4 protein-coding genes are annotated in these 4,520 nt (G+C 51.4%); all 4 read left to right on the forward strand.

From position 1 onward, the window contains the following. Positions 1 to 359: tRNA (adenosine(37)-N6)-threonylcarbamoyltransferase complex transferase subunit TsaD (locus tag LLG96_13910; GenBank protein ID MCE5251306.1), on the forward strand; the 359-nt coding region annotated here is incomplete at its 5' end. A gap of 10 nt (positions 360 to 369) precedes the next feature. Next, on the forward strand, positions 370 to 2,502 hold the full coding sequence (locus LLG96_13915) for a hypothetical protein (protein MCE5251307.1): 2,133 nt from the start codon (positions 370 to 372) through the stop codon (positions 2,500 to 2,502). A gap of 423 nt (positions 2,503 to 2,925) precedes the next feature. Continuing rightward, entirely contained in the window at positions 2,926 to 3,363 is a 438-nt protein-coding gene (locus LLG96_13920; GenBank protein ID MCE5251308.1) for a hypothetical protein, read from the forward strand. Between the two features lie 291 nt (positions 3,364 to 3,654). After that, positions 3,655 to 4,520: hypothetical protein (locus tag LLG96_13925; GenBank protein ID MCE5251309.1), on the forward strand; the 866-nt coding region annotated here is incomplete at its 3' end.

Here is a 4,520-nt window from a genome sequence, read left to right on the forward strand (position 1 = left end):
AGACCGCCGTTCTGGTATACGTACGAGAACAGAGTACGGATTTTGTTCGGGAGAACCTTCCGCATATACTGGCGTCATTTCAGAAAGCGGTTGTCGACGCGCTTGTTGAGAAAACCCTTAAGGCGCTCAAAAAATACCGTCTGGACACCCTGCTCCTTGCCGGGGGTGTTGCCGCCAACCGGGCTCTGAGAGAACGTCTCGGTGCAGATGCGATCAAACGCGGTTTCAGGCTGTTTGTTCCGCGAACGGCATATTGCACCGACAATGCCGCCATGATCGCCCTCGCCGGTCACGAACGTCTCATACGGGGGATGACCTCGCCGCTCACACTCAGTCCCGAACCGAGGCTTCCCCTGTGAAAGGTCATCCATGATAGAACCGTCATCTCATATAGAAAACGTATCGGCCCGTTTCCAGAGCCTCAATATCATAGCGCTTCTCGTGCTTCTGCTCGCTGCGGCAGCGTTTGCAGTCTGGTATTACCGGTCGACCGTGCCGCCGGTGTCAGGAATCATACGACGGCTCCTGATAATCCTGCGCGCCAGCGCGCTTGTACTCCTTGTGGCCGGTTTATCCGAGCCGGTTGTGAGAGTTGCACGAACGCTGACCAGAGAATCGGGCTGCGCGGTTCTGCTCGATACGAGCTCCTCGATGAACCAGCCAGGCGACCCCGCACGGAAACGCGACGCACTCGATGCCATCAATGCGATTCGTTCACGGTTCGATGAACACTGCATATACCGTACTTTCGACAGCGGTGTCCGTAATCTCGATGAGACGGTTGAATTCAACGGCTCCGCCACCGATATCTCTGGCGCAATCAAAACCATCAGGGACCGTGAGCGTGTTTCATCGATCGTTCTCATAACGGACGGCCGTTGGAACCTCGGGCTCGATCCTGCCGGAGCGGATGTTCCCTCCGATATGCCGGTGAGCTGTGTGGCGGTCGGTTCAGGCGCCGGCCTGCGGGATGTCGTGCTCAAGCGGGTTTCCGCGGCTTCTATCGGGTATGACGGCATGTCGATACCTGTAGAAATCTTCGTGTCATCGACCAATCCCCTGAGCGGGCAGGTTGCGGTCGAAATACGGGAAGGCGAGAAAAACCTGGCTTCGGGGACGGTATCTTTTGACACGGGAACTCTGGCAAAGACGGATATAGAGCTTCCGCTGAAGACGCCCGGAGTCCATACGTTTACAGCAGTGATAAAACCGGATTATGAGGAGCCGCCAGAAAACAACAGCCGATCCTTTACCGTACAGGTGGTAAAGAGCGCATTCCGCGTGCTCGTGATATCCGATGCCCCTTCTCCCGATCTTGCGTTTTTACGGCGGGTGATCGAGGCCGATAAGTCATTCTCGGGCGTTTTTGTTGTCGGCCATGGCATGAAAGAACCGCTCAGCGCGCCGTTTCCGGCGGATATCTCCGATTTCGATGCCTTCGTAATCCTCGATGGAGGCGGAGAGGTGCTCACACCGGAGCGCGCCGCAGCCATCGCCGGGCTGGCAGGAAAAGGCGCCGGCCTGTGGATTCTCGGATCGACACCGCTGAGCAATGGCGCGGAAGCTCTCGAACGAATTTTCCCCGTGCGATTCGCAAAGGATAAAAACATCCTGCCCCATGAGTTTTACATCGATCTCACCGAACAGGGCAGAACCCATTTTGTTACCGCCGGTGTCCTGAGCGGAGACCGTGAGAACGAATGGAGCAATCTCCCCCCGCTCAGAGCGATTCTGCCGATCGATCAGATAACCAAATCGAGCCGGATTCTTGTAAACGCGGTTGCAGTCCAGGGCAAAGTTACCCTGCCTGCCCTCGTTGCGGGAAAATCCGGTGAGGGGAAAACGATGATCATGCCGGTTTCGGGCATATGGCGCTGGCATCTCATGATGGAAGGCGCCGGGAAAAGCGGCGGCTTCTATGATGGCTTCGTCCGGGGAATGCTCCGCTGGCTGACATCCTCCACCGACGCTTCTCCGCTGACAGTGACGACCGATTCCCATACCTATCTGAGCGGCCAGGAGATCGTGTTCGAGGGACGTCTCTTCGACAATGTCTATTCTCCTGTCCCCGGTGCGGAGATAAGCATCGAGATCGACGGCGACCCATCGGCGAAGGTTATCCTCGATGAGCGGACACCCGCGGTATACACGGGTACGCTCCGAGGATCAGCACCCGGCGCCCATGTCTTCGAAGCCACGGCGTTTATCGGCGGTGAACGGTTTGCGGAAGCACGGGGCGGCTTTACGGTGCAGTCGTTTTCGCTCGAAATGCTCGACCCGAATCCCGACCACGGTCTTCTCGGCTCACTTGCCCGTCGCACCGGCGGACTGAGTGTCACCCCCTCCGGCATCGACTCTGTTATTGCGGGGATAAAACCGGCTGCTTTCACCGAACGACGGGAGCAGGACCACTACCTTGCCCTCAATCCGCTCATGCCCTTGCTGGCAGTGCTTTTCCTTGTCGTTGAATGGGGAATCAGGAAATACCGGGGAATGATTTGAGGTGAAACAGGGGCAAAGTGACAAAGGTGCAGAGGGACAAAGAGACTGGGGCACAGAGGTTTTATTTAAAACTTTCCGAAAAATCTTTATCTTGTCAATCCTGTAAATCATGTCAAAAAAGTCTTTTAAACACCGCCGGAAATCATTCATTCGACAAATCCGTCACATTCGGTCTTATTGTGCAGTATGCATAATCCTTTGTGATTCATAACGATAAGGATTATTATTCGCGATAAATTCGACAAAAATGTCGAACAATGGATAGCAGAATAGATATAGAATATTATCGTAAATATAATATAATAGATTGCATTGCAATCACTTACATAATATGAGATGGTATTTGGCACGATGATTGCTCTTACTATCTGCCGTAGAATGAACCGAACGTAACAAACACAAACCATACCAAGGAGGTCAAACATGAAACGGTTCGGCAGTCTCACTCTCGTACTCACGGTCGCAGCTCTGACACTCGCTGGCGCCTATGCATTCTCCGATGATACCACAACAACCACAACTACGGCACAGTCATACGGCAGTAACTTCGTCGACGTGAATGGCGACGGTATCTGTGACAACTATCAAGCGGGAAGGGGCGGAGCCCGGGGCGCTAACTTCGTCGATGCCGATGGCGACGGAATCTGTGATAACCGTGGAACCGGCGCTGTCAGAGGCATGTTCCGCGGCAGTAAAGCCCGTGGCAATTTTGTCGATGCGGACGGAGACGGTGTCTGTGACAACTGCGGAAAAGCCCTGGGAAATCGCGGCAATTTCGTGGACAAAGACGGCGACGGCGTATGCGACAACAAGGCAGCAGGCCTCGGCAAAGCAAGAGGATACGGCAAAGTCCAGAAGTAACCTTATCACGAATATGAAACTTAAAAGGGGTCAATATATAGACCCCTTTTTTTGTGCTTACATCAAGAAGAGAAAGAGCTGCGACAGTTGGACAACTACTCTCTTTCCCGATGAAATATTCATTGGCTAAGACCACGACAGTTTGAAATCCTCCATAATCATTCAATCAACCTTTACCCGCTGTCTTTTTAACTACATGATATAATGATATTGCCTTGACATATTGATATAAGAATGTTATTATGAATACTTATATATACATACAACTATATCATATCGAGGAGAATGATCATGTCTGAAAAAGTTTTCGCTTTCGACATCGGAACAGGGTCGCTAGGTATTGCGGTGAGAGAAGGGAAAGAGATTATTGAGGCGCGGTCCCTGTTAATTCATCCTGAATTTGCTTCCACAAAAGAACAAAGAGAAAGACGCAGACAGCATAGAACACGTATTGCGCATAAATCGCGCGAGCAGTTTCTGAAAGAACAGTGCAGAAAAGCAGGTATCGAAGTATTAGAAGGACGCAAACCCGGAAATAAGAAAAAAGGTATTCCGCCCCGCAAAGGTGACCCACGTCTCGAAACAGAATTTGCCCCTGCAGGCGATAATACAGTTTATACATCGTGTCTTCTCAGAATCATGCTTCTTCAAGGGGAGAGACTTGAAGGCTGGCAGGTATATAAAGCACTCCATTCGGCTATTCAAAGGAGAGGGTACGATCCTGATATACTATGGAAAAGCGGAGAAAAGCAATCAAAGAAAGATGATGAAAAAGAGACACTCAAGAACATGAACGAATATAAAAGCGAGCTCGAAAAGATCGCAGGAGGTAAAAACGGGTACACATACCCCTGCTATTACGACGCAAAAAAAATGGGTCTCTGGGATGCTGTGAACGGAATAAAGAACCTTTCTCCCACACATGAGTCTCTACGGGCCCGAGGGTACACCGCGCCTCGAACGCTTGTTGAAAAGGAGGTGCGAGCGTTACTTAATGCTGCATCAAGATTGTATCCCGGACTTGGTGGGAAAGCCGATTACATTTTATATGGTCCTGCTGGGAAGCCTTATGCATCTTATAACCCTGACATCCGAAAACAGTATGGTCTCAGGGAAGGAAGTATTTCTGAATGGCAGGGTGTGTTAAGACAGAAAAT

It is taken from the genome of bacterium, from assembly GCA_021372535.1.
Lineage (GTDB): Bacteria > Latescibacterota > Latescibacteria > Latescibacterales > Latescibacteraceae > JAFGMP01.

Excerpts from the sequence above, each read along its gene's own strand:
- LLG96_13915 (MCE5251307.1), top strand. The coding sequence starts at position 370 with ATGATAGAACCGTCATCTCATATAGAAAACGTATCGGCCCGTTTCCAG.
- LLG96_13920 (MCE5251308.1), top strand. The coding sequence starts at position 2,926 with ATGAAACGGTTCGGCAGTCTCACTCTCGTACTCACGGTCGCAGCTCTG.